This is a genomic window from uncultured Jannaschia sp., assembly GCF_947503795.1.
GTDB lineage: Bacteria > Pseudomonadota > Alphaproteobacteria > Rhodobacterales > Rhodobacteraceae > Jannaschia.
In genome coordinates this window covers 282650-304246 of record NZ_CANNEZ010000001.1, presented here as the reverse complement: position 1 = coordinate 304246, position 21597 = coordinate 282650, and the positions used below count along the sequence as shown (strand labels likewise).

Genomic DNA, 21597 nt, shown 5'->3' with positions numbered 1-21597 from the left:
ATGACATATCTGATACGACTTGCCGACTTCAGCCGATACCCTGCCGGACGTGTGGAAGCGGACGGGGACAGGAGCGGCAAGCTCTATCGCGATACCATCCTTGTGCCTAAATTGAGGGACGCGCTGTCTTCGGGGACGACGTTGACCGTCGACATGAACGGTATCCGACTGGCCGGATCATCATTTTTCGAGGAAGCATTCGGCGGCCTGGTGCGTGAGGGGCTCTTCGACAAGCAGGACGTGCTTCAGAGCCTTCAGCTAATAGGCTCTCGGCCTGGTGGCCGCGACCTCGTATCGGAGGTCAAGGGCTACATATGCGACGCGAAGCCGCAGTAGTAGCCACGCTCTCGTGGGTCTCGATCAGATAGAGATGGCGAAGATTCTAGAGCCGCTGCTTGTCGCATTCCTTGCATCCGCCTCCACCGTGTGGCTTTCAAGTTGGTACGTCTCGGCCCTCCGTTCTGACGACATCGAGATCGAGCGACACGTTCGCGATCTGGCAAGGGTAGCGCGTCGGATCGAACGCTACTGGCTATACCACATTGCCCATCATGATCCTAAAGATGCGCGCTGGAGTGCCACCGTCAATGAGCTAGCGCGGAAGGTGACAATCGCAGACAGCATCGTCGTCCGTCATCACGATGATGTTACGAGAAATCTCCCCGGAAAACGCATCAGGAAGGCAAGGCGTCGATACGCCGAGGGGTATATGCTGGCGACAGGTGGCCCCTTCGCCAGCCCATCAACGACGCTACAAACCGACGATGGACTTGATCGCTTGACCGGATCTCTCGAGGCCATTCAGGATGTCATTGCAGAACTGGAGTCGGAACGTGTCAGGCGGGGACGTTTCTTGTTCGGCGCGGCGCGAATGCTCTTTATCCGGATCGTGACGTGGATGGGGATTAGGTACATCCCATCAGGATATCACTGGTAGTAGGGCGTTCGTCTCCTAGAGCAGCTTGGTTTCGGTCGGAGAGAGGGTGGCACGCCGGCGAGACGGGTAGGACCAACTGCCGCCCTCGATACAAGGCCTCTGACAGTAGCTCAAGCTACTCGCCCGCGCTCCGTGTCCTGTAGAACCGGCTCCCGACCTGTTCCCGCCCTTCCTTGGGGGTCTCGCGCGCATTTTCGTAGATACTTGCCTGGGTCGCGAGCAGCTGGTCGTCAGTTCCCGGTCTTCTCCCTCGCGCATCTTTCTGTTTGCCCTTGTCCATCTTCGGTTGATCCCGGGGTCTATTGACCTGAATTATGTTCCCGTCTTGTTCTCACACATGGGCTATCGAAAACCGAATCGCCGGGAGTTGGCGCCAAAGGAGTATCCACTCCGCATGCGCCTCGCGATCCGGGGGAGCCGCGACGACTTCCACAACCGGGAGGTCTCAGCCTTCCTCGCGTGTGCCCGCTGGCAGTACTTCATTGAGCCCGGTCCATCGACAGAGAGCGGGCGACGTACCGCGTACATCTACCTGCCGCATGTCTGGGCCGCGCTGGAATTGATGAATGCCTGCCCCCAGCTCGAGCTGGCCTTCGAGAAGTACCGGGGGGCCGAGAGATGAGATCGCGGGCCGGGGAGGAGCGGGCGGCGGTTCTCCTTACCGAGAGCCGGAGTAGAAAGGCGTGACATGTTCCCCAGTTGCCGAAAAACTGGGCCTCGTTGGAATCACTGGAAAAGGCGCACGTTCGAACTGAGAAAACCTTCGGGCAATTCTCTGCGGCGTCAGAAATCACATGCGTAGGTGGAGATGGAGCAACGGATTTGCCACTGGATTAATCGTCGGGCTGGCTTTGGTGACGTTGTTTTTTCTATGGTCGCTTCCAATAGGATATTGCCCGAATCCTCCCTGCAATAATCAAGAGATACCACATCAAGGCGAACAAAAGCGCCAGGGCTGGCTCCCCGTCCCTTGGGAGCCGAATTCCACCATTGATACTGAACCGGAGCTTTCCGAAAGCACGCCGACAAGAAGCGAATACAACGCCCTTATTGCTCAAGAAAATATGGCAAGGTCGACAAGTATTATTGCATGGGCCACCGTTGGCACGGTGATTACTTCGATTGTCGGAATTGGGTTTCTGGTGGCGAACCTTCGAGCGGTGAGCGAGGCTAATAACATTTCTGGCCGAATCCAACGCCCTTGGGTTGCATTGGATGCCGAGATCGTCAGTGACCTAAACTTTAACCACGACGGCGCTCGGTTGATACTCGTTTTCAGAGCTTTGAACCACGGCGAACTTCCCGCACAGCAGGTCAGGATAAGGGCGTCTCTTAGCTGCTCGCAGGAAGACAGCATGTTGGCCATGCGGGAATTGTTGGATTATGCGGAGGATTCTAAATCACTGTCGAATGCAGTGAAGTCGCACGCGTTGACAGCCACAGGTACTATCCTCTTTCCGCAACAGACCGTCGACGTGGAATGCGGCTTGCTCTGCCCCCAATATCAGATCGACCGCAGAGCCGCGCTTTGGAAGACCCAGAACCCCAATAGTTCCATCACCCCACTTAGTCCGTTCGTCTCGGCAATCGTTAGCTACAGGACGTTTCAGGGTGAGGAAACTTTTGTCACCACGATGAACGCCCCCCTGACTAAGGTCGACCCGATTAGGCCTGATTTGAACTTGTCGATCGACGCAAACGACGGTCAAATCCCTGTAGAACGTCTTGCCTTGCTATCTTGGCTTGGAAGCGCAGAAATAAGGTGATAGGAGGCTATTGCCTGCGCGATAGAAACACCACACCGGTTACGGGCTTATCAGAGCGGCAATCGGGTGGGGGTATTCGACACGCGTCGCATCTGCATATTGAAGCCAGCCACCAGCGCGCGAACCATCGGCCCGCTGAATAGGATCGGTCGGTCGGTCATCGCGCGACCTCCGGCATGGCGTCATGCACGACGCCATCGAGGACGCGGCCGGCGACCTTCTTGCCGACGCGGTTGATCTGTTCCGGCCGCAGGCCCGGAGTCGTACTCGTTACGAAATGGCCGTCCGGGTGGCGCCGTATGGTTTTGCCGAAATAGGTCTGATCGCCGTTGCCAGTTTCGTTGCTGCGGCGAGTCGTCCGGCTGACAGTCTCGCGCTGTTCGGGCGTTCGGCATTGGCTGAAGGGTAGCCATTCTCCCCACTGTTTGAACAAGAGCGGCACCCCCGCCGCAGCGCACTGATCGCGCAAGGACCGCGCCCAGTCCGGATGCATCGGGCGCGCTCCGGACCCGCTCTCGCCGCCGGCGACGACCCAATCGACGCGGGGGCCGGCTCCAGATGTCCATTGCCGATGGGTCGGGCTAGGCACACTGTTGAGCGGCGGGGAGATAGGTTCGTAGCGATTTGGGAGAACGGCTTCCCAGAACGCCCCAGCCATCGCGTCGAAGTTTTCCCCTTCCCGGCGGCCGGAAAGCCGACGCAGTTCTATCGGGGCGAGCAGCGGCTCGGCCGAGATCCACCGCACGGCGGCGGGCGTGTCGAGCAGGAGGGGGATGCGCTCGTCGGCGCGGGCCTGGTCCTCGACGCTGACGCCCAGCCAGACGTTCGGGAGGCAGCTTTGATCGGCGATCTCGACCATGATGCCATCGACGATGCCATCTGGGTTCTTCCCGCCCCATATCCATGCGGCGGCCGTCGCAATCCGCTCTGCACCACTCCGCGACGTGATGCTGTCGCAGTAATCCCGCATCCGATCGGCCCGCTTGGTCAACACCTGAAAGGTGTGCTGCGGCGCCAGCGCCATGACGGCGAACACCTTGTCGATCCACTTGTCGGGGACGCCCTCGGCGAACAGGTCGCCATGCGCGCAGACGAAGATCATGCGCGGCTTGCGCCAGCGGGGGGGCTGGTCGAGCCATTGCTCGTTGAAGCGGACCTCGCTGGTCCAGACGGGGCCGGATCGCGTGTCCCGCGTGAGCCCGGCGCGCGAGGGATGATGCTGGAGCCGCGTCCCGGCCAGCTTCATCGCGTAGCAGTTGGTGCAGCCCGGCGAGACGACAGCGCAGCCCGTGATCGGGTTCCACGTCGCGTCGGTCCATTCGATCTTGGTCTTGTCAGCCATGGGCGGCGTCCTTTCGGTCGGGGGTGGTGAACAGGGGTAGGCCATGCGTCGTCATCGGCGCGGCGGGCGCGGGGGCGGGCATGTCGGAGGGATCGAGGCGCAGGGCGAGCAAGCCGCCTTGGGTCTCACCATCCTCACGGAACCCGGCTAGCTTCCACGTCCGGCCCCACGTCGGCGATCCGCGTTGCATGATCGGCTGGACCTTCGCGCGGTCGATGAACGTCACCATCCCGAGCGCCGGCGGGCGGCCGAATCGAGCGCGTGTCGCGGCGACGGCTGCGCGGATTAGATCGGATGCGCGGCCCGCACCTTCGGACCGGAACGCACTGCACATCCATGCGGTCGGCCATGCGTGCTGCACGTAGATCGGCCAGGACGTGACCCAGAAGGCGCGCGCGCAGCCCGACAGCAGCACGAGGCAGCGGCCCGGCGGCACGAATTGCGTGGCCCCGACCGACTGTCGGTTGTAGTGCCGGTCGGCCAAGTCCCGCGCCGCCGGGTCGGCCCGATAGGACAGATGCCAAGGCTCCGCGCTCATGAGGCGCCCCCATCGGGCAGCGTCACGCCCATGAGGTTCGCGATCGCGGCCAGCTTCTCGCGGTCGGGGCGGTCGGACAGCAGTTGCTCGCGGGTCAGCATCGACCGCATAGCGTGGGCGTTCAGGCAGTCGTGCGCCGCGCTCAAGGCGTTCTCGCCGAGAAGGCGGGCGGTGCAGGTATCGAGGTCTTTCACAGCCCGCACCCCGCACACCCGGCGACGGTCACGCCCCCGATGATGGCGGCCAGAAGGAACACCAGCGCGGCGGCCATGACGGCGGCGGTCAGGTGGTCGGCGTTGACCCTCCGTTTAGAAACTCGGCCCAAGCGGAGAGGAGCGCGTGGCGTCGGTCCAGCAGATCCGAGCGCGCGTAGGCCGCCTCGACCTTTCCATAGACCTTGTGGCCCAGCTGAACCTCGCAAGCCTCGCGATCCGCCTCGTTGTCCTGCGCCCACGTGCGGAGCGTCGAGCGCATCCCGTGCAGAGTCGCGGTCTCGTGCAGCGTCCGCAGCGTCAGCATCAACGTCACGTCGCTGACCGGCTTGTTGCCCCGCCCACCGAACAGGAGCGCGCCGCCGAACTCCTGCGCCCTGTCGCGGATCGCCAGCGCATCCGGCACCATCGGGCATCGGAAAGCGTCGACCTTGCCCTCGCGCCCCTTGATCCGGGCTGGCGGGACCGTCCACACGTCCCCCTCGATCTCCGCGATGGCCGCGCCCCTGCACCCCATCGACCGCACGCCCGTCAGCATGTGCCATCGGATGCAGTCGGCATAGCTGGTCCCGACCTTCCGCAGCGCCGCGTAGATCGCGGGCGCGTCCTGCCAATCGAGCGCCGCATGCGCGACCTCGCGGTGCCGGACCTCGCCCAGCAGGAAGGCCGCGCGGTCGATGTCCTCCGGGTCGCAAGGCCAGCCGAGCATCTTGCCGCCTTCCAGCACCTTCCGCAGCCGCCGCGAGACCTTGATCGCGGTCGGGTGCTTCGCGTGCCAGATCGGCTTGAGCATCGCCATGAGGTCGTGGGCCCTGATCGTGGAAAGCCGCCGCGCCCCAAGCGCGGGGATCGCGTGGACGCGGAGCGGCGACATCCATCGCCCGCGCTCGCCGTTCCCGCGCAGTCCGCCCCGCATCCGCTCGAAGATGACGTCGATCGCCTCCTCGAGCGTCGGGTCCGTCCGGTCCCGCTCCGCGATGGCAGATGCGCGTTGACCCTCCCGAACCGCGATCGGGTCGCCCCCGGCCAGGACGATTGCCCGCTCCGCATCCCGGGCGCGGCGCGCCTGCGCGAGCGACATCGCCGGGAACGGTCCCAGCCCCATCTCCCGCCGCTTGCCCGCGACGGTGTAGCGGTAGACCCACTTCGACGAGCCGCCGCGACGGTAGAGCCAGAGCCCGTCGCCGTCCCCGTGCTTGCCGTCCCCGGCCGCCCGGATCGTCGTGTTGTTCAGCTTCACGGCCCCTCGGTCCCCCCTCCGGTCCCCCTTTCGGCGCGCCGTCGTGCGTGGTCGCATGTGGACGGTCGAGGAGGGCAACAGGGCACAAACCCCTGTTTTTCAGGAATGACTGTGCGACGTATAGGGACGTATGGCAACGCCTGTGGACGGGATACTGGTGCCGCTGAAGGGACTCGAACCCCCGACCCCATCATTACGAATGACGTGCTCTACCAGCTGAGCTACAGCGGCACCGTGGCGGCGTCCTAGCAGGGGTTCGGGACTGGTTCCAGCCCCGAAATCACGTCACATCCGCGATGTCCCGGCGGTGGTGGGAACCTCGTCCTGCGGCGCGGGCGGGCTATCTCCGGCGGGCAGGGTCACCGGCTCGGAGACGTCGCGCGTCGTGCCGACCACGTCCGGATCGACATCGCGCTCGGTCACGATCTCGACCTCGGGTTCATCAGAGGCCACCGGCCTGGCCTCGACCTCGGGCGCGACCGGATCAGGCGTGCCGATCAGCAAGGGCAGCATGTCCGAGGCCAGCGCCGTGGTCGGCACCGTGCCCGCGCGCGGCTCGGTCCAGCTCAGCGCGTCGAAGGTCTCGCAATTGGTGCAGACGGGCAGCCATTGGCCATGCACAGTGCCGCAATTCTCGCAGACCCATTGCGGGCCGCGCGACGCGCCCAGCGCTTTGGCCAGCCAACCACGTACGACAGCTTCCGAGCCGCCCTCGCCGCGTTCGATCGCCGCCATGAGCGACAGGCTGCGGGCCGATGGATGGGTCTCGTAGAGTGTGCCCAGCGCCCGGCGGGCCGCCGGGAAATCCTCGGCCGCGAGGTGCAGCTCGGCCTCGAGCATCTTCGCCTCGGGCGCCGCCGGGTCGAGCTTCAGGAACGGCTGGAACCGCTTGATGCGGGCATCCGGTGTCTCGCCGGGTTCGATATCGGCGAAGGCCGCGGCAAGATCGGGGTGATGCTTCGTCTGCCACGCGGCCTTGAGCACCTTGGCCGCACGCCGCTTGTCGCCGCTTTCGATATGCATCCGGGCGGCAAGCACCGCGGCCGGGACCAGTTCGGGCGACAGGCGGTTCGCCTCGAGCGCCTCGGCGCGGGCCTTGTCGGTATTGCCCTGCGCCAGCTGATCGCGCGCATCAGCCATGCTCAGCACCGCCTCGCGACGCTTGTAGACATCCTTGGGCAGCGAGCCGGACTTGACCTTGGCCGTTAGGACCTTGCGCGCGCCGTCCCAGTTGCCGTCCTTGGCCTGCATCCGCAGGAGCGTGTCCTGCATCTCGACATGGCGCGGCTTCAGGGCAAAGGCCTTCTCGGCCAGCTTCATCGCCGTGACGGTATCGCCCTCCTCGAGCTTCTGGCGCATCAGCCCGCGCACGCCGACGAAGCGGGTCCGGTCATGGCGCACGAGTTCCTTCATGGCCTCGCGGGCGCGGTCCGTCTCGCCCGCCGCTTCGGCGGCCTGCGCCACGACGAGCGTCGTGATCTCGGGCTTGTTGAGGTATTTTTCCGCCTTCTGGGCCTTGGTCGTCGCCTCGCGCGCCTCGCCCGAGGCCAGCGCTACCAGCGAATCCGACAGCGCCTCGTAGCCCTTCCGCTCGCGGTTGCGGTCGAAGTAGCGGCCGATGGCGGTGTCGTCGCCATTGATGAACCGGAGCGTCGCCACCAGCAGCCCGGCCAGCTTGAACAGGATCCAGAGCGCGAGCATCGCGACCAGCAGCCCCAGCACGACGACCAGCGGCGGCAGCACGTATTCCGCGCCGTTGAAGGTGACGAGCACCTCGCCCGAGACCGCGAGCAGCCACTGTGCGCCGAAGGCCAGTGCCACCACGAGGGCGACGAAGAGGAGGATCTTGAAAAGCGACCAGAGCATCTAGGAAATCCTCACCCGTCCTGAAGGTAGTCATCGAGGGCCACGCGGGCGTCGCGGCGGGCGGTCGCCCGTGCGGTCCAGTCGGCCAACACGTCCTGCGCGCTCTCGGGCAGCGCGTCGATCTCGGCCAGCGCCGTGTCCAAGTCCCCGGCGCGCACCGCAGCCTCGGCCCGGCTCAGCACGGCGTCGGGGTCGTCGCCCTCGCGCGGCTCGAGCGAACGGGCATTGAAGAGCGACCCGAACATGCCGCCCACGCCTTCGGGCGCGGTTCCGGCACGGGCCGCGCGCAGCGCCTCGCGGGCCAGCGGCGGGAAGTCGGCCACAAGATCGCCCAGCGTCGCGACCCCCTCGGCGGCGGAAGCGGCCAGCGCATCGGGCGCGTCACCAAGGACGTCCAGCGGCTCGGCGAAGGGCGCCCCGGATTCGAGCGCGATCCGAAGCTGGTTGGCCGCGGCCTCGCGCGCCAGTGTCTCGGCCTCGGTCTCGACGGCGGCGGTTTCCGCCCCGATCTCGTCGATCCGCGTCGCGAGGCCGTCGATCCGGCCTGTCGCATCTGACAGCCCGGTTTCCACCGCGTCAATCCGCCCCCCGAGATCGGCCCGGAGACCGTCCAGAGCGCCGGTCACGTCCTGCGCTTCACCCGACGCGTCCACACGCGCCGCCAGGGCGTCGAGATCGGCGCGGAGCGGGGCCAGATCCACCGGCGTGTTTTCGACACTCGCCGTCGAGGCGGCGTCGACCGGTCCAGCGGCGGGCGCATCGGCCAGCGCCGCGACCTGTGCCTCGACCTCGTCCAGCCGGGCCGCAAGGTCGGCCTGCGCACTCTCGATCGGGGCGAGATCCACGGGCTCCGCGTCGCCCCCCTCGCCCAGCGCGGCAAGCTCCGCCTCCAGCGTCTCGATGCGCGTCATGTCGATTTCGGGGGCGGGCGCGATGAATGTCGGAACCGCGTAGCCGATCGCACCGGCCACCAGACCGCCGAGGACCAGCGGCAGAAAGCCCGGTCCGCGCTTCTCGATCACCGCGGGCGGCGGCGCTGTGATGGCCGTTGCGGGCTCGGGGTCTGGCTCGGACACATCGCCCGCGATATCGGCGATGAGCGTGTCCTCCACGGTGTCGTCCGCCGCCGTCTCGCCCGCGAGGCTGTCGTCGGTCGGCATCTCGTCCGAGGGCGCCTCGTCCGACGCGGTTTCCGCCACCGGCGTATCCGCCGCGCCATCGGTCACCGTATCCGTATCCGTGTCCATGACGACGCTGTCATTGGGTGTATCCGCCGCCGTCGCGACCAGCGTGTCCGACCCGGCCGTCCCGGCATCCTCGGAGACGACGACCGCATCCTCGACCGGCGTCGCGGGGCTCGTATCCTCAGGGGACGTGTCGGTCTGGGTCGTCTTGCCGGTCTTGCGCGCCACCACGTCGTCTCCCCGTCAGCTTCGGCCCAAAGGACCATAGATACACCTAGACCGTCCCCCGTGGGCCCTCAACCGCCGTTTGCGGCGAGGGCTTTACGGATCGCGCTCTCCATCGCCTGCCCGTCGGGGCGTGCGGCCATTGCGACGGGTCGAACCGGCGCGGCCTCGGCCACCGCGCGGCTGAGGCAGACCGCGCGGACATGGCCCAACGCGCCCGCCGGGCATTCGGTGCCGAAGATCGTGGCGGTGCGCGGCGAATAGAGCGGCACGAGTGTCGGACCGGCCCGCAGGAGGGCGCGGGCCGGCGCGGTCAGGCCCAGCGCCGTCTGCCGGTAAATGACGGCATCGGTCGCGTCCCGGCCCCGCGCACGGAGGTCGCCGGCGAGGTCGCCGCGCTGCACCTCGCCGCGGAGGTGGACAAGCGGCGGCGCGTCCTCGGGGACGAGCGTGGCCAGTGCCGCCGCATCCGCCGCCACACCCCGGACGTCAAACCCCGCCTCAGCCGCACGGCGGGCCGTCTCGGGCCCGACCACCCAGGCGGGCCAGGCGCCCGTTCCGCCCATGGCCGTCCACGCATCGACCGCGGCGGGCGAAGTCAACAGCACGCCACCGGAAATCGCGGGCAGAGCGCCCATCGGCGACAGCTCGAGCAGCGGAGAAACCAGAACCGTCGCGCCCGTGTCGGCCAGCCGCGCCGCGAGGCTCGTCGCCGCGGCGCGCGGGCGGGTCAGCAGGATGGGCAACGGGCGCATTGTTCCCCCGGATCGGGCGGCCTAGGTGAAGGGCGAGGGTGAACCCGCAGCACGGACGGCACAACACCTATGGCGCAGGGTCTGACGATATTGGGGCTGGAAAGCTCCTGCGACGACACCGCGGCCGCCGTGGTGCGCCGCGACGGCGCGGGCGACGCCGAGATCCTCTCCAACGTGGTGATGCGGCAGGACGATCTTCATGCGGCCTTCGGCGGAGTCGTCCCCGAGATCGCCGCCCGCGCCCATGCCGAGAAAATCGACCTCGCCGTCGAACAGGCGCTGGCCGAGGCGGGGGTGGCCCTGACGGCTTGCGACGCCATCGCGGTGACGGCAGGGCCGGGACTGATCGGTGGCGTGCTGGCGGGTGTCATGTGCGCCAAGGGCCTGTCGGCGGCGACGGGCCTGCCGCTCATCGGTGTGAACCACCTGGCCGGTCACGCGCTGACGCCCCGGATGACGGATGGCGCGACCTTCCCATATCTGATGCTGCTCGTCTCGGGGGGGCATTGCCAGTTCTTGCGGGTCGATGGCCCCGATGCCTTCACCCGGCTCGGCGGCACGATCGACGACGCCCCCGGCGAAGCCTTCGACAAGACCGCCCGCCTCCTCGGTCTGCCGCAGCCCGGTGGCCCGTCGGTCGAGGCGGCGGCCGCCGACGGCACGGCGTCGGTGCCCCTGCCCCGACCGCTTCTGGACCGGCCGGGGCTCGACATGTCCTTTTCGGGCCTGAAGACGGCGGTGCTGCGGGCGCGCGACGCGGTCGTGTCCGAGCATGGCGGCCTCCCCCGCGACCGCCGCGCCGATATCTGCGCCAGCTTTCAGGCCGCGATGACCGAGGTCCTGGTCGAAAAATCGCGCCGCGCCCTCGACGCGCATCCCGATGTCACCGCCTTTGCCGTCGCGGGTGGCGTGGCTGCCAATCGCAGCCTGCGCGCGGCCCTGACCGAGCTTGCGGGGGACGCAAACCTGCCATTCCTCGCCCCCCCGCTCGCGCTTTGCACCGATAATGCCGCGATGATCGCATGGGCGGGCGCGGAGCTTTTTGCCGGGGGACGCCGCGATGACATGACCCTTGCCGCACGACCGCGCTGGCCGCTCGACGCGGCGGCTTCGCCCATGCTGGGTTCGGGCAAGCGCGGGGCGAAGGCATGAGCGCGCCCGTCGGCATCGTCGGCGCGGGCGCCTTCGGGACCGCGCTGGCCGTGGCACTCGCCCGTGCGGACACGCCCGTCCACCTCTGGGGCCGGGATCGCGCCATCCTGTCCGGGTCGGCCCGCACCCGCCGCATGCCGCGCCTGCCGGGCGTGACCCTGCCCGCGCCCATCATGCCCACCGCGGACGCCACGGATCTGGCGGCGTGCGAGACCGTTCTGATGGCGGTCCCGATGCAGACCCTCGGCGCCGTGCTCGCCGATCTGCCGCTCCGGCCCGCGCATCTCGTGGCGGCGTGCAAGGGCGTCGATCTCGCGACCGGGCGCGGCGCGACCGCGACCCTGCGTGACATGCGACCCGACGCCGTGCCCGCGATCCTCTCCGGTCCCAGCTTCGCCGCCGATATCGCGCAGGGCCTGCCGACGGCACTGGTCCTCGGATGCGCCGACGACGCGGTGGGTGCGATGCTTCAGGCCCGGCTCGCCACGCCGGTCCTGCGCGTCTATCGCAGCACCGATACCATCGGGGTCGAACTCGGGGGCGCGCTCAAGAACGTCGTCGCCATCGCCTGCGGCGCGGCCATCGGCGCCGGCCTCGGCGACAGCGCGCGTGCCGCCCTCATGACGCGCGGCATGGCCGAGATGATGCGCCTCGCCGCCGCGATGGGTGCGCGGACCGAGACGCTGATGGGCTTGTCGGGGCTGGGCGATCTCGCGCTGACCTGCGCCTCGCCGCAGTCGCGCAACTTCGCCTTGGGCCACGCGATCGGCGCGGGATCGGTTCGGCCCGACGCCACGACCGAAGGGGTCGCGACAGCCCGCGCGGCGCTCGACCTCGCCGCATGTCACGACATCGACCTGCCGGTGACACGCGCGACCGCCGGGCTTGTCGCCGGGGACCTGACGGTCGAAAACGCGATGCACGCCCTTCTCTCCCGCGACCTGAGGTCCGAATGATGCTCCACGCCCTGATCTGCACCGACAAGCCCGGCCATCTCGCCCTCCGGCAGGAGAACCGCGAGGCCCATCTGGCCCATCTGCGGGCCGATCCGCATGTCCGCCAAGCGGGCCCCTTCGTGAACGCGACCGGCGAGATGTGCGGCTCCCTCATCATCTTCGAGACCGCGGACCGCGCCCATGTCGAGGCCTTTGCCGCCGCCGATCCCTATGCGACGGCGGGCCTGTTCGAGGATGTCAGGATCGAGGCCTGGAACCGGGTCGTATCGGCATGAGATACTGGCTCTTCAAATCCGAACCTTCGGTCTGGTCCTGGGACGACCAGGTGGCCAAGGGCCAGGCCGGCGAGGAGTGGGACGGCGTCCGCAACTACCAGGCGCGCAACTTCATGCGCGAGATGGAGCCGGGCGACCGGGGGTTCTTCTATCACAGCCAGTCCGAGAAGGCCGTCGTCGGCATCGTCGAGATTTCGGCCGCCGCGCATCCTGACAGCACCACGGATGACGAACGCTGGGACTGCGTCGATATCCGGGCCGTCGACGCGCTCGCGACACCCGTGACGCTCGACGCGATCAAGACGCGGGACGACCTGTCCGAGATGGTCCTCGTCCGCAACAGCCGCCTCTCGGTCCAGCCCGTCACCGAAGCTGAATGGCAGGCGATCTGCGCCATGGGCGGGGTCGATCCCTGACGCGCGTAAAAATTCGTTAACGCGGATGCAACCGATTCGAACGAAGCAGCGTTCCTTTTGCGAACGACGCCGATGACGTACCGGAGACGCCCTTGCCGACAGATCGTGTAATCCGCATCGAAGCCGTCCGGTTCGACCCGCTCGATGGCACATTCGCAGGCACCGCGATCCTGCGCGCGCCGGGTGGGACCGTTCACCGCCGCCGCCTGACGGCCCCCGGCGATCCGGCCTGGACCCACGACACCGCCGTCAGCGCGCTGGCCGAGCAGGCCCACAACATCTGACACTCTGGACAGGGCGCGCACGGCGTCCTACCCCGCCCGGCAACCCCTTTGCCGGAGATCTTCCATGTCCGATGACCGCCTGATCGTCGCGCTCGACGTGCCCAACGCGCTCGACGGGCTCGCCATGGCCGAGACGCTGGGCGATGCCGTGTCCTTCTATAAGATCGGGCTGGGCATGCTGACCGGCGGCGGCCTCGCGCTGGCCAACGAGCTCAAGGACGAGCACGGCAAGCGCATCTTTCTTGACATGAAGCTCTTCGATATCGGCGCCACGGTCGAGGCCGCGGTGCGCGGGCTTGCCCAGTTCGATCTCGATTTCCTGACCGTCCATGGCGACCCGCATGTGGTCGCGGCGGCAGCGCAGGCGAAGGGCGACATGAAGATCCTCGCCGTGACCATCCTGACCTCGCTCGACCGCGCCGATCTCGACGCATCGCTGATCGCGCCGGGCGATATCGCCGATCTGGTGGCGACCCGCGCCGCGCGGGCCTTCGAGGCAGGCGCCGATGGGGTCATCGCGTCGCCGCGCGAGGCGGCTGCCATCCGCGCCCTGCCCGAGGCGCGGGACAAGCTCATCGTGACGCCCGGCGTGCGACCGGCGGGCGCGGCGCTTGGCGACCAGAAGCGCACGGAAACGCCCGCCTCGGCGATCGAGGCGGGCGCGGATCACATCGTGGTGGGTCGTCCCATCCACGCCGCCGCGGATCCCCGCGCCGCAGCGCAGGCGATCCTCGACGAGTTGGCATAGCGTCAGTCGACGGGCACGACCGGAACGGTGGTCGTCGTTACGTTGTCCTCGACCGCGACGGCGGCCCCGGCGGTCTCTTCGACGGCGACGGCCGTGACGGGGGCCGTCTCGGTCGCGGTCTCGGTCGCAACGATCTCGGCGTCGGTGGTCGGGGTCACGGCGACGGTTTCGTCGGCGGCGAACGCACCGAAGAGCCACGCCAGCAGCAGCAACCCGAGCACGACGGCCGCGGCGATCATGATCCAGTTGGTGCCGGAGCTGTGCGCCTCGCGCGGTTCGGCCGCGTAGTCGTGGTCGGTCGTCCGCGCGGTGTGGGAATCGTGCGGCACGCGGGCGTCCACCTCGGCGCGGCTGATGTTGTTGTGTCGGGGGTCGGTCGTGTGGTCGATGCTGGCCATGTCGGGCCTCCGTCTGTTGCAGGTCTATACCCAGACAACGACGACCCCACCCGGTCAGGTTCCCAAATTATTCAGTCGTTTACATCGTCGTCGAAGGTCTGAGCCGCGGCGCCCGGCGGCCCGAACACCGCCCGGAGCGCGATCCACGCGATCAGCGACAGAACCGCGAAGGCCACGAGGAGACTGGCGAAGCCATAGCCGCCGGCCAGACCGACCAGCGATCCGAGAAGGCCGGTCAGCAGGCTGAGTCCGATAAGCCCCGCGCCGATCGCGAACCCGAGCATGATGTAGGAGGGGGCGAGCACCTCGATGACGCCGAACATCAGCGCCGCGAGCATCCAGACCCACCATGCCGACCACATCAGCCCCGACCCCGCAGCATCTTGAACGCCTCGCCGAACGCGTCCAGCGCCGAGGCGGGCACGACGACTGTCTGGCTGCCGGCCTTGCCGCCGAGCGCGGTGAGCGCCTCGACCTGTTTCAAGGCGACCTGGTACTGCGCCGCCTCGAGGCCGTTATCGGCGATGGCGCGGGCCACGACCTCGGTCGCATAGGCCTCGGCATCGGCGGCGATGCGCCGGCCCTTGGCGGTCTGCTCGGCAGCGTAGAGCTCGGCATCGGCGGCCAGTTCGACCGACCGCTTCTGACCCTCGGCCTCGGTCACCTGCGCGCGACGGGCCCGCTCGGCGTTGAGCTGCTGCATCATCGCCTCGCGGGTCTGCTGGTCGAGATTGACGTCGAGGATCTCGGCGCGCGTCACCTCGATCCCCCAATCATCCACGGCATCGGCGACCTGCGCCTTGATCTTGTTGATGACCTCGGAGCGGTTCGACTGAACCTCGTCCAACTCCATCATCCCGATCTCGGCGCGCACGATGCCGGCGACCGTGGTTGCGATGGCCGCGTCGACGTCGCGGATGCGGTAGACCGTCTTTTCGGGCGCTAGGATGCGGTAGAAGACGCTCGTTTCCACCTGCACGAGAACGTTGTCGCGGGTGATCGCGTCCTGGCTGGCATTGGGAAGCTGCCGCTCGAGGATCGAGACCTTGTGCGCCACCTTGTCGAGGAAGGGCACGATCAGGTTGATGCCCGGCCCGAGCACGGATTTCAGCCGCCCGAACCGCTCGACCACGTATTTCTCGGACTGCGGAACGATCCGCACCCCGAGCATGATGCAGACGATCACGAAGATCGCGATGGCGATCAGCACGGCGTTCTCGCCCGCGAGTGTCAGTAGTTGCTCTTCGATATCCATGACCCGGTCCCTCGCGATTTTGCGAACGATGCCCTGCGATCAGGGCGGGGACAACGGGTCATGGACAGTCGTGTCAGTCGCCGACATTGGCGAGGCCGGTGCCATCCGCCTCGGGGACCACGACGTTGAAGCCGCCATCGACGGCGGGGCCTTCGGCGGTCAGGTAGTAAAGGTTCGGCATCACGAAGACGACAAGCAGGCCGCCGAGCACGATCGCGACCGCGAGCCAGATGTAGTAGTTGCGCTTGCTGCTCTCGGGGACGGGGGCGTCATGGGGTTCGATGACCATAGGGATTCTCCTTCGGTCCAGTGAACGAGCCAGTGGCCGCTCCGTTCCGAAGGCGCGACATTCAGTCCCCGAGCGTCCCGTCATCGACAATCACCGCCTCGGGTCCGCCATCAGCCGCGACGGGCGCATCGTCGGCCCAGAGGAACGACACCGCCAGGATCACGACGATCAGCGCCAGCAGCGCCAACAGGCCCAATTTCGCGCGGCCACCATTCGGGGCAACGTCGTCATGTGTCAGCGCACCGTCGCCCGGTGCCTGACCCGACGCGTGGCCCGGCTTGGTCTGCGTGCCCTCGCCGCTCATTGAGAGACGACCGCCGGGGTCTCCTCGACGGTTTCGTCGCCGCCGGGAATCAGGAGGAAGACCACGAAGAGAATCAGGACGAAGGCTGCCGCCGTCAGCAGCATCTTTCGCCCGGCCGGGCTGGACGGGGCCTCGACCGCGGATTGGGCGGAGCCGCTGGGCGGGGCATTGGCGTCGGGTTTGTGCGGATCGGTCATGGCAGCCTCCTCGGGCATTGTGACAATCCCTGTGGAAACCCCAAAGCCCCCCTCGCGGGTTCCCTCGGCGGCGTACGGGGATTACATCCCGGCCATGCCGTCGCTCTGCCGCGCCTGTCTCCAGTCCTTTCCCGATGCGCGACGCTGTCCCCGTTGCGGCAGCCCCCGCGTGACCACCCATCCCGAGCTGTTCGATCTGTCGATCGCGCATATGGATTGCGATGCGTTCTATGCCTCGGTCGAGAAGCGGGACCGGCCCGAACTGGCCGACAAGCCGGTCATCATCGGCGGAGGGCGGCGGGGCGTCGTCTCGACCTGCTGCTACGTGGCGCGCATCCGGGGCGTGCGCTCCGCGATGCCGATGTTCAAGGCGTTGGCGCTCTGTCCCGACGCGGTCATCATCAAGGGTCGCATGTCCCTCTATGTCGAGGTGAGCCAGGCCATCCGCGCCATGATGGAGGAGCTGACGCCCGATATCGAACCGCTCTCGCTCGACGAGGCGTTTCTCGACCTGACCGGCACCGCGCGCCTCCATGGCCAGCCGCCCGCGGTCATGCTGGCGCGTCTGGTCGCGCGGATGCAGGCCGAGCTGGGGATCACCGGTTCGATCGGGCTCAGCCACAACAAGTTCCTCGCCAAGATCGCCTCCGATCTCGACAAGCCGCGCGGGTTCTCGGTGATCGGCGCGGCCGAGACCGAGACGTTTCTGGCCGACAAGCCGGTGGGCATCATCTGGGGCGTCGGCCTCGTGGGACAGGAATCGCTCAAGAAGGCGGGGATCAACACCATCGCCGATCTGCGCCGCTGGGATCGCGCCGATCTCGGGCGGCGCTTCGGGTCGATGGGCGACCGGCTCTGGCATCTGGCGCGCGGACAGGACCGCCGCCGGGTCAGCGCGCGTCGGCCCGTCAAATCGATCTCGAAGGAGACGACGTTCCACGAGAACACCGCCGACCCGGATATCCTCGACGGGCATCTCTGGCGGTTGGCCGAACAGGTCAGCGCGCGCGCCAAGGCCAAGGGGCTGGCCGGGCGCGTGGTCACGATGAAGATCAAGCGCGCCGATTTCACCTCCGTCACCCGCCGCCATGCCCTCTCCGAGCCGACACAAATGGCCGATCGCATCTATCGCGAGGGACGCGCGCTGTTCGACGCGCTGGGATGGAGCGGGCCCGCACGGCTGATCGGGGTCGGGATCTCGGATCTCGTGCCCGAGGATCAGGCCGATCGGGCGGGTGACCTTCTTGATCCCGATGCCGCGCGCCGGGCCGAAGCGGAACGGGCCACCGATGCGATCCGCGCGCGGTTCGGCGAAGACGCGATCCGCAAGGGCCGCGCGCTGCGCTGACGGCTACTCGGCGGCGACGCGATCCTTCCCCCGTGCCACGTCTGCAAAGCGGGCGAACGTGTCCGTCAGCGCGCGCTTGAGGTCGTCGAACCCGGCGGTCGGACGCATCGCGGCCTCGTCCATGTAGAGCGCGCGATCGATCTCGATCTGGATGGCGTGGCGGCCGCGGGCGGGCTTGCCGTAGTTCTGGACGACATAGGCGCCCGCGAAGGGCGCGTTGCGCGCGACGCGGAAGCCCTGGTCTGAAAAGATCGATTCGAGCGCGTCCACCAGCTCCGGTCGCGCGCCGGCCCCGAAGCGGTCGCCCAGCACGATCTCGGGCGTGCGACCCGCCGGCGCCGAGGCCTCGATCGCTTCGTGCGGCATCGAATGGCAGTCAACGAGGACGGCTTCGCCGAACCGCGCCTGCGCCTCGTCCATCAATGCGGCGAGCTGCGCGTGGTAGGGATGCCAGAACTGCTCGATGCGGTCGCGCGCCTCGGAGCGGCTGATCTTGCCGTCATAGATCGCGCGGCCCTGTGCGACGACGCGGGGAATGACGCCCAGCCCCGAGGTGATCCGCGGGTTGGCGACCGATCCGCGCGGCACGTCGCGCACGACCGCCGGATCCAGCTCCTCGGTGGCGCGGTTGAGGTCGAGAAACGCGCGCGGCATCTCGGCCACCAGAAGCGGCATCCCCAGCGACGGCGTGTCCTCGAGAAGGAGGTCGACGAAGGCGTCCTCGGACGATCGGATTCGGTCGCCGTCGAGCACGGTGGCGGACATGAAATCCCAGTCGTAGTTGCGGCCCGAATGGGGGCTGGCCACGACGACAGGCGATCCGATCGCATCGGGTCGAAACAGGCGGAAGGACTGGCGCGGCATGGGTGGATCGAGGCTCCTCGCACGATAACCTAGGGCGTTCGCGATACGGCAGAAAGCCCCCTTGCACGCCCTCGTGAAAGACACTATCCCCGCCGCACCAATGCGCCGGGCTGTCGGGAGTTCCCGTAATTTCGGCGGATCGGGGGTGATTAGCTCAGCGGTAGAGCACTTCGTTGACATCGAAGGGGTCACTGGTTCGATCCCAGTATCGCCCACCACCCCGCATCTTCCCCACGGAAGACGGCGGGATCTCACCGCCCCCGACGGGGGCACGAATTGAAACCCGGGGCGCACGCCCCGCAGGCATAGGAGAGCAGCCATGAAGGTTCGCAATTCCCTCCGGTCGCTGAAGAACCGCCACCGCGACTGCCGCGTGGTGCGTCGCAAGGGCCGGGTCTACGTGATCAACAAGACGCAGCGCCGCTTCAAGGCCCGCCAGGGCTGAACGTGACGACCGCGTGACGATCGGGGCCGCTCCTTCGGGGGCGGCCTTTTTCGTGCTCAGCGGGACGGGCGCGCGACGAAACAGACCTGCCCGCGCGGCAGCACGTCGTCGCGGCGACGAAGGTCGAAGCTCGCCTCCTCGACCATCCGCCGGACGGCATCCTCGGAGATATGCCAAGGCGGGCGGTCGGGATGGGTCACGACGCCATCCGCCTGCCGGACCGAGCCCTCGCCCTCCGGCCCAAGAAACACCGTGAAGAGGAAGGCCTGCAGCCTAGGGAAGGCGATGCGCGCGCGATTCAACGCACCGCCGAGGCGATCCGCCGGCAGGTGGGTGAAAACCGCGAAGGCAATGGCGTAGTCGATCCCGGTCGGGATGCCGCGATAACGAAAGCCGTCATCTGCGATCAAATGGTGTTTGGGCAGGCGCGACGGCTCCGCCAGCTCCTCGCTGCGACCGCGCAGCATCAGCGCGCGCGACGCGTCCGTGGCCCAGTAGTTCCCCGCGTCGAGAAACGGCACCGCGCGACACCCGAGCCGCATCGCCCCCGCGCCGATGTCCAGAAGGCGATGATGCGGCGCCAGCCCCTCGGACTGGAGGAGCGCCATCTGCGCGCGTCCGGTCTCGTCCCAGCGCCCGCCGACGATCAAGCGGAGCCGCCCGGCCGCCAGCGCGTCCTCGTAGAAACCGGGCGCCAGGTACGGAGAGACCCGGCGCCCGTCCCCCGCCCCGCCGGTCAGGCGGAGGGGTCCTTCGTCATCCGCAGATACGGGAAATGCGTCGTGAAGTCGCCGAACTTGGCCTTTGCATCCTCATTGGACACCGCCGCCGGGATCACCACGTCTTTGCCGTGGTCCCAGTTGGCCGGCGTGGCCACGCCGTACTTGGCCGCCGTCTGGAGCGCGTCGACCGCGCGGAGGATCTCGGCGAAGTTGCGGCCCACATTCATCGGGTAGGTCATCGAGAGCTTAAGCTGCTTGTCCGGTCCGATGACGTAGACCGACCGCACCGTCGCGGTGTCGTTCGGCGTGCGTCCGTCGGGCAGGTAGGCGTCGGCGGGCAGCATGTCATAGGCCTTCGAGACGTCGAGCGACGTGTCGGCGATGATCGGGAAGGTCGGCTCGGCCTTTCCGAAGGTCTGGATGTCGGACTTCCACTTGCGGTGGCTTTCCGCGTCGTCGACCGAGATGCCGATCACCTTGACGCCGCGCTTCTCCCACTCGTCGGCGAGTTGGGCCACGGCGCCGAACTCGGTCGTGCAGACCGGCGTGAAGTCCTTCGGATGGCTGAAGAGGATGGCCCAGCTGTCACCGATCCAGTCATGGAACCGGATCGGTCCCTCGCTGGTCTCGGCCTCGAAATCTGGAACGGTCTGGTTGATGCGAAGTCCCATGGTCTCGTCTCCTCGCTCGGTTGCGTCGTGTGCCATGTAGTCACCCTTCACCCGTGTTGAAACGGGTCTCGCACCGGATCGGGACAGCGGTTCGCCCCCGCCTTGCCGGTCGGAACGGTATCCCTTCGTGCGCGGATCAGAACGGACAGGGCGCCTCAAGCCGCAACATGCTGCCTTCGACCGGATGTTCGAACTTCAGCCCCTCGGCATGGAGCATCATGCGCGGCCACGCCTCGGAATCGTCGGAATAGAACGGATCGCCCAGGATCGGATGTCCCAGCTCGCGCATGTGCACCCGAAGCTGATGGCTCCGCCCCGTGCGCGGCATCAGCTTCATCCGCGTGGTGCCGTCCTCGACCGCGACCCGCTCCCAATCGGTGACCGAAGGCTTGCCGGTCTCGTGGTTCACATGCTGCAGCGGCCGGTTCGGCCAGTCCACGATCAGCGGCAGGTCGATCGTGCCCTTCGCCTCGGCCACCGCGCCCGCGACGCGCGCGATATAGCGCTTCTTGACGCGCTTGGTCTCGAACAGCCGACCCATCTTGCGCTGCGCCAGCTTTGTCAGCGCGAAGACCATGATGCCCGACGTATCCCGGTCGAGCCGGTGACAGAGCAACACCTCGGGGTGGGTCTCGGCCAGCCGCGTCAGCAGGCAATCGGAAAGGTGTTCGCCCCGCCCCGGCACGGACAGGAGGCCCGCGGGCTTATCGACCACCAGAAGATGCGCGTCCTCGTGGATCACGGGGATCGGCCCTTCGGGCGGATCGTAGGGGGTGGAAGGGCCGGGTGCGTCGGTCATGGGCGGCAGCCCTACCCGCGCCCCCGCCAAAGGCGCAAGCCCGCCCAGATCGCGGTGCCGCCGAAGAACAGCACCGACATCCCGACCACCTCGATCGCCGCGATGCCGCCCACGCCCCGGAACGCGACCGCCCCGGCCATCAGGGCCAACCCGGCCAGCGAGACGATCAGATAGATCCACGTCTCGCGACGCGTCGGGCCGTATTTGCTCATGTCCGGTCGCGGTCCGGCGCGATGGGAGGGCCGCCATGAGTATCGGTCTTCGCCGAACGTCCGCGCGCGTCATCCTTCCAGGGGCGCCGCCACATCTCGCGCAGCGCCTGCGGCAGGGAAACCAGCGCCACCAGCACGGCGATCAGGGCCAGCCAGCCCAGCGGGTGGATCGAGGCGGCGAGCTCCAGCATGACGAC

At 67.6% G+C, this 21597-nt stretch carries 31 protein-coding genes and 2 tRNA genes; 13 read left to right on the top strand and 20 right to left on the bottom strand.

What is annotated here, in order from left to right; all coding sequences use genetic code 11:
• The 4 genes from Q0833_RS01605 to Q0833_RS01590 all read left to right on the top strand — a co-directional run bounded on the left by Q0833_RS01605 (position 1) and on the right by Q0833_RS01590 (position 2703).
• Positions 1-336 carry an STAS-like domain-containing protein gene (locus Q0833_RS01605; protein WP_298429611.1) on the top strand — a complete coding sequence of 112 codons (336 nt, stop codon included), beginning with the start codon at positions 1-3 and terminating at the stop codon, positions 334-336.
• A gap of 34 nt (positions 337-370) precedes the next feature.
• Entirely contained in the window at positions 371-937 is a 567-nt protein-coding gene (locus Q0833_RS01600; RefSeq protein ID WP_298429610.1) for a hypothetical protein, read from the top strand.
• Between the two features lie 394 nt (positions 938-1331).
• Positions 1332-1559, top strand: a complete 228-nt coding sequence (locus Q0833_RS01595; RefSeq protein WP_298429608.1) for a hypothetical protein — start codon at positions 1332-1334, stop codon at positions 1557-1559.
• A 232-nt stretch (positions 1560-1791) separates the two neighbouring features.
• Positions 1792-2703, top strand: a complete 912-nt coding sequence (locus Q0833_RS01590) for a hypothetical protein (RefSeq protein WP_298429606.1) — start codon at positions 1792-1794, stop codon at positions 2701-2703.
• Between the two features lie 157 nt (positions 2704-2860).
• Here the strand turns inward: Q0833_RS01590 and Q0833_RS01585 are convergent, their stop codons facing one another.
• The 8 genes from Q0833_RS01585 to Q0833_RS01550 form a co-directional block, all read right to left on the bottom strand.
• Positions 2861-4045 (bottom strand): DUF5131 family protein, encoded by a 1185-nt coding sequence (locus Q0833_RS01585; protein WP_298429604.1) that lies wholly within the window; start codon positions 4043-4045, stop codon positions 2861-2863.
• Entirely contained in the window at positions 4038-4583 is a 546-nt protein-coding gene (locus tag Q0833_RS01580; RefSeq protein ID WP_298429602.1) for a hypothetical protein, read from the bottom strand. The genes Q0833_RS01585 and Q0833_RS01580 overlap by 8 nt, the downstream gene beginning before the upstream one ends.
• Positions 4580-4777 carry a hypothetical protein gene (locus Q0833_RS01575; RefSeq protein WP_298429600.1) on the bottom strand — a complete coding sequence of 66 codons (198 nt, stop codon included), beginning with the start codon at positions 4775-4777 and terminating at the stop codon, positions 4580-4582. The genes Q0833_RS01580 and Q0833_RS01575 overlap by 4 nt, the downstream gene beginning before the upstream one ends.
• 88 nt (positions 4778-4865) lie before the next feature.
• Complete coding sequence (locus Q0833_RS01570) at positions 4866-6035, bottom strand: integrase arm-type DNA-binding domain-containing protein (protein WP_298429598.1); 1170 nt, start codon at positions 6033-6035, stop codon at positions 4866-4868.
• A gap of 155 nt (positions 6036-6190) precedes the next feature.
• A tRNA-Thr gene (locus Q0833_RS01565) sits at positions 6191-6266 on the bottom strand.
• Between the two features lie 54 nt (positions 6267-6320).
• Positions 6321-7901, bottom strand: coding sequence for a heme biosynthesis HemY N-terminal domain-containing protein (locus Q0833_RS01560; protein WP_298429596.1), 1581 nt, complete (start codon positions 7899-7901; stop codon positions 6321-6323).
• A gap of 11 nt (positions 7902-7912) precedes the next feature.
• The gene (locus Q0833_RS01555; protein ID WP_298429594.1) at positions 7913-9313 is read right to left on the bottom strand and encodes a hypothetical protein; all 1401 of its coding nucleotides are present in this window, start codon (positions 9311-9313) and stop codon (positions 7913-7915) included.
• Positions 9314-9381: 68 nt separating this feature from the next.
• Complete coding sequence (locus tag Q0833_RS01550; RefSeq protein ID WP_298429591.1) at positions 9382-10065, bottom strand: uroporphyrinogen-III synthase; 684 nt, start codon at positions 10063-10065, stop codon at positions 9382-9384.
• A gap of 69 nt (positions 10066-10134) precedes the next feature.
• Here Q0833_RS01550 and tsaD point away from each other — a divergent pair, with 69 nt between their 5' ends.
• The 6 genes from tsaD to pyrF all read left to right on the top strand — a co-directional run bounded on the left by tsaD (position 10135) and on the right by pyrF (position 13896).
• Positions 10135-11217: a tRNA (adenosine(37)-N6)-threonylcarbamoyltransferase complex transferase subunit TsaD gene (tsaD, locus tag Q0833_RS01545; protein WP_298429589.1), complete on the top strand. Its 1083-nt coding sequence runs from the start codon at positions 10135-10137 to the stop codon at positions 11215-11217.
• Positions 11214-12173: an NAD(P)H-dependent glycerol-3-phosphate dehydrogenase gene (locus Q0833_RS01540; protein WP_298429587.1), complete on the top strand. Its 960-nt coding sequence runs from the start codon at positions 11214-11216 to the stop codon at positions 12171-12173. Before tsaD ends, Q0833_RS01540 begins: the two co-directional genes overlap by 4 nt.
• Positions 12173-12448, top strand: a complete 276-nt coding sequence (locus Q0833_RS01535) for a YciI family protein (protein WP_298434907.1) — start codon at positions 12173-12175, stop codon at positions 12446-12448. Before Q0833_RS01540 ends, Q0833_RS01535 begins: the two co-directional genes overlap by 1 nt.
• Positions 12445-12864, top strand: coding sequence for an EVE domain-containing protein (locus Q0833_RS01530; protein ID WP_298429585.1), 420 nt, complete (start codon positions 12445-12447; stop codon positions 12862-12864). The genes Q0833_RS01535 and Q0833_RS01530 overlap by 4 nt, the downstream gene beginning before the upstream one ends.
• A 92-nt stretch (positions 12865-12956) precedes the next feature.
• Positions 12957-13148, top strand: coding sequence for a hypothetical protein (locus Q0833_RS01525; protein WP_298429583.1), 192 nt, complete (start codon positions 12957-12959; stop codon positions 13146-13148).
• A 64-nt stretch (positions 13149-13212) separates the two neighbouring features.
• Entirely contained in the window at positions 13213-13896 is a 684-nt protein-coding gene (gene pyrF / locus Q0833_RS01520; protein ID WP_298429581.1) for an orotidine-5'-phosphate decarboxylase, read from the top strand.
• Between the two features lie 2 nt (positions 13897-13898).
• Here the strand turns inward: pyrF and Q0833_RS01515 are convergent, their stop codons facing one another.
• The 6 genes from Q0833_RS01515 to Q0833_RS01490 all read right to left on the bottom strand — a co-directional run bounded on the left by Q0833_RS01515 (position 13899) and on the right by Q0833_RS01490 (position 16339).
• Positions 13899-14294, bottom strand: coding sequence for a hypothetical protein (locus Q0833_RS01515; RefSeq protein WP_298429579.1), 396 nt, complete (start codon positions 14292-14294; stop codon positions 13899-13901).
• 71 nt (positions 14295-14365) lie between these two features.
• Entirely contained in the window at positions 14366-14656 is a 291-nt protein-coding gene (locus tag Q0833_RS01510) for a hypothetical protein (protein ID WP_298429577.1), read from the bottom strand.
• Positions 14656-15549 (bottom strand): SPFH domain-containing protein, encoded by an 894-nt coding sequence (locus Q0833_RS01505; protein ID WP_298429575.1) that lies wholly within the window; start codon positions 15547-15549, stop codon positions 14656-14658. Before Q0833_RS01505 ends, Q0833_RS01510 begins: the two co-directional genes overlap by 1 nt.
• A gap of 73 nt (positions 15550-15622) precedes the next feature.
• Positions 15623-15838, bottom strand: coding sequence for a hypothetical protein (locus tag Q0833_RS01500; protein ID WP_298429573.1), 216 nt, complete (start codon positions 15836-15838; stop codon positions 15623-15625).
• A gap of 61 nt (positions 15839-15899) precedes the next feature.
• Positions 15900-16142 (bottom strand): hypothetical protein, encoded by a 243-nt coding sequence (locus Q0833_RS01495; RefSeq protein ID WP_298429571.1) that lies wholly within the window; start codon positions 16140-16142, stop codon positions 15900-15902.
• Positions 16139-16339 (bottom strand): hypothetical protein, encoded by a 201-nt coding sequence (locus tag Q0833_RS01490; protein ID WP_298429569.1) that lies wholly within the window; start codon positions 16337-16339, stop codon positions 16139-16141. The genes Q0833_RS01495 and Q0833_RS01490 overlap by 4 nt, the downstream gene beginning before the upstream one ends.
• A gap of 94 nt (positions 16340-16433) precedes the next feature.
• On the opposite strand from Q0833_RS01490, the gene Q0833_RS01485 reads away from it, so the two are divergent.
• The gene (locus tag Q0833_RS01485) at positions 16434-17687 is read left to right on the top strand and encodes a DNA polymerase IV (protein WP_298429567.1); all 1254 of its coding nucleotides are present in this window, start codon (positions 16434-16436) and stop codon (positions 17685-17687) included.
• 3 nt (positions 17688-17690) lie between these two features.
• Here Q0833_RS01485 and Q0833_RS01480 read toward each other — a convergent pair whose 3' ends face one another.
• Positions 17691-18551, bottom strand: coding sequence for an N-formylglutamate amidohydrolase (locus Q0833_RS01480; protein WP_298429565.1), 861 nt, complete (start codon positions 18549-18551; stop codon positions 17691-17693).
• 143 nt (positions 18552-18694) lie between these two features.
• Here Q0833_RS01480 and Q0833_RS01475 point away from each other — a divergent pair.
• Together Q0833_RS01475 and ykgO are read left to right on the top strand one after the other, a co-directional pair.
• Positions 18695-18769: transfer RNA gene (locus Q0833_RS01475), tRNA-Val, on the top strand.
• A 101-nt stretch (positions 18770-18870) separates the two neighbouring features.
• Positions 18871-18996, top strand: coding sequence for a type B 50S ribosomal protein L36 (gene ykgO / locus Q0833_RS01470; RefSeq protein ID WP_005850168.1), 126 nt, complete (start codon positions 18871-18873; stop codon positions 18994-18996).
• A 56-nt stretch (positions 18997-19052) separates the two neighbouring features.
• Here the strand turns inward: ykgO and Q0833_RS01465 are convergent, their stop codons facing one another.
• From Q0833_RS01465 to Q0833_RS01445, 5 genes are all read right to left on the bottom strand, one after another.
• On the bottom strand, positions 19053-19646 hold the full coding sequence (locus Q0833_RS01465) for a class I SAM-dependent methyltransferase (protein WP_298429563.1): 594 nt from the start codon (positions 19644-19646) through the stop codon (positions 19053-19055).
• An 86-nt stretch (positions 19647-19732) separates the two neighbouring features.
• Positions 19733-20389: a peroxiredoxin gene (locus Q0833_RS01460; protein ID WP_298429562.1), complete on the bottom strand. Its 657-nt coding sequence runs from the start codon at positions 20387-20389 to the stop codon at positions 19733-19735.
• A gap of 136 nt (positions 20390-20525) precedes the next feature.
• Complete coding sequence (locus Q0833_RS01455) at positions 20526-21188, bottom strand: RluA family pseudouridine synthase (RefSeq protein WP_298429561.1); 663 nt, start codon at positions 21186-21188, stop codon at positions 20526-20528.
• Positions 21189-21199: 11 nt separating this feature from the next.
• On the bottom strand, positions 21200-21400 hold the full coding sequence (locus tag Q0833_RS01450) for a hypothetical protein (RefSeq protein WP_298429559.1): 201 nt from the start codon (positions 21398-21400) through the stop codon (positions 21200-21202).
• The gene (locus Q0833_RS01445) at positions 21397-21591 is read right to left on the bottom strand and encodes a hypothetical protein (protein ID WP_298429557.1); all 195 of its coding nucleotides are present in this window, start codon (positions 21589-21591) and stop codon (positions 21397-21399) included. Before Q0833_RS01445 ends, Q0833_RS01450 begins: the two co-directional genes overlap by 4 nt.
• Positions 21592-21597: the final 6 nt, after the last annotated feature.